Source organism: Vibrio minamisatsumaniensis (assembly GCF_050337445.1).
Lineage (GTDB): Bacteria > Pseudomonadota > Gammaproteobacteria > Enterobacterales > Vibrionaceae > Vibrio > Vibrio artabrorum.
The window spans coordinates 1-1,714 of sequence record NZ_JAKJSY010000163.1 but is presented as its reverse complement, the minus strand read 5'-3'; the positions used below and the strand labels follow the sequence as shown (position 1 = coordinate 1,714).

2 protein-coding genes and 1 pseudogene are annotated in these 1,714 nt (G+C 42.0%); 1 reads left to right on the top strand and 2 read right to left on the bottom strand.

The genetic code is table 11. From position 1 onward, the window contains the following. Window positions 1-342: 342 nt before the first annotated feature. Both L4B77_RS19875 and L4B77_RS19870 read right to left on the bottom strand, forming a co-directional pair. A pseudogene (locus tag L4B77_RS19875) lies at window positions 343-938 on the bottom strand (glutathione S-transferase family protein). Window positions 939-1,098: 160 nt separating this feature from the next. After that, the gene (locus L4B77_RS19870; protein WP_429752583.1) at window positions 1,099-1,365 is read right to left on the bottom strand and encodes a hypothetical protein; all 267 of its coding nucleotides are present in this window, start codon (window positions 1,363-1,365) and stop codon (window positions 1,099-1,101) included. A 114-nt stretch (window positions 1,366-1,479) separates the two neighbouring features. Between L4B77_RS19870 and L4B77_RS19865 the strand changes: the two genes are divergently transcribed. Continuing rightward, the coding region (locus L4B77_RS19865) for a transposase (protein WP_429750147.1) at window positions 1,480-1,714 on the top strand (235 nt) is incomplete at its 3' end.

Sequence of the window (1,714 nt, the reverse complement as noted above, 5' to 3'; positions counted from 1 at the left end):
CGCTAATGATGGCGATAGGTTAAGACCACTTGCGGAGAGCCTGTTAATGCGGCGGACACACTAGATGTCATCTAACGAATAAGGCACCGCAGTCGCGCAAGTCATCAGGGCCACGACGTATGCGAATCGTCGATAAGTAGGCCGAATGTAGAGCGGCAGTCCAAAACCCATCAACATAAGTTTAGCGGATGTTTGACAACCGGGGGAATCCATGTAGCCGCGTTAAGTAGTGAGCAACGCTAGCACGAAACTCAACCATACCACCGTAAACACTGAACTCAACGATGGAATAAAAAATGCCATGCGTTGGGAATCTGTCTTAAACGCTTTGTTATGCGATGGTTACGCCATGCCCACATAGCCTTTCATTAACGAAACTCTGCCCAACCATTGAACAATATTTGGATAGTCATTAAGGCTAAAGCCACCTTCATGTGCGACGTGAGTGTAAGCATACAGAGCTATGTCTGCGATGGTTATGCCGTCACCAACTAAGAATGATGATTTACCTAACTGTGATTCCATAATCTGTAGGGCTTTATTGCCTCCAGATTGAAGAGAATGATACTCATCAATTCGGTCTTCTGGCATACCCTGATATTTCTGTATGAAACGAGCTACTGCAATATAAGGCTCATGGGAATATTGCTCGAAGAAAAGCCACTCGAACACTTTTGCTTTTTCAAAGCGAGTTTGGGGTAAAAAACCGTGTTTTCAGCGAAATAACTTAATATTGCATTGGATTCACTCAAAACCTGCCCATTGTCAAAAACTACGGTTGGTATTTTTCCATTAGGGTTTAAGGCTAAAAATTCGTCTGTTTGTGTTTCTTTTTCCAAGATATTGACGTGTTTCCATTCATGCTCAATTTCCAGAAACGACAATAATAATTTTACTTTCAAGCAGTTACCAGACTGCAAATCTCCATATACAATCATTACATTCTCCATATGTATCGCTTAAATCGCATAACGCTAAGCTAAGTAGTGAGCAACGCAATACCGAAGTTCCCTGCATACCACCTTAAACACTAAGACCAACGCATAGTAAAAATGCCACGCGTTGCGAATCACTCTTAAACAGATTGTTATGCACGTGTTACCTTGCACTTCGGTACAAAGACTTCTCGGAATTTTGGATTTCTCGAAGCATTGCATCAATAACTTCAGTTCTTGCTTTCTCAAAATCTGGAGAGGTTTCCATTTCGCGCTCAAAGTACACCGTTGCCTCAGTATCAAGGTACTTACCTGTCACCTCATACGTACTGAGTTCGAATAACTTTTCGTTATTTTTATCGAGTGCGGCGTGGATAACTGGAACTTTACTTGTGACTTCATCTGAGAAATACAAAGGAAACATTTGCATCAATACACTAAGTTTATATACCTGTTGTTGATAACGCTGCTTTTCCTTTAAGTGATCCGCACCAGAAGTTTTGGACACCGAGTTAAGTGAGTACAATCACTAACGAGGTGAACAATGACAACTAAGAAAACACGAATCAAACATGCTCCTGAATTTAAAGCCGAAGCGCTTAAGTTAGCAGAGAAAGTCGGTGTCTCTGCTGCCGCACGACAGCTTTCGCTATATGAATCTCAAATTTATGGGTGGCGTAAAGCCGTCAAAAAAGATGCGAAAATCAGCGATAGAGAAAGGGAGCTCGCCACTGAAAATGCCAAACTCAAACGATTATTGGCAGAGCAAGCTGAAGAGC

Coding starts and splice junctions, on each gene's coding strand:
- L4B77_RS19870 (WP_429752583.1), bottom strand. CDS start 1,365: ATGCAAATGTTTCCTTTGTATTTCTCAGATGAAGTCACAAGTAAAGTT.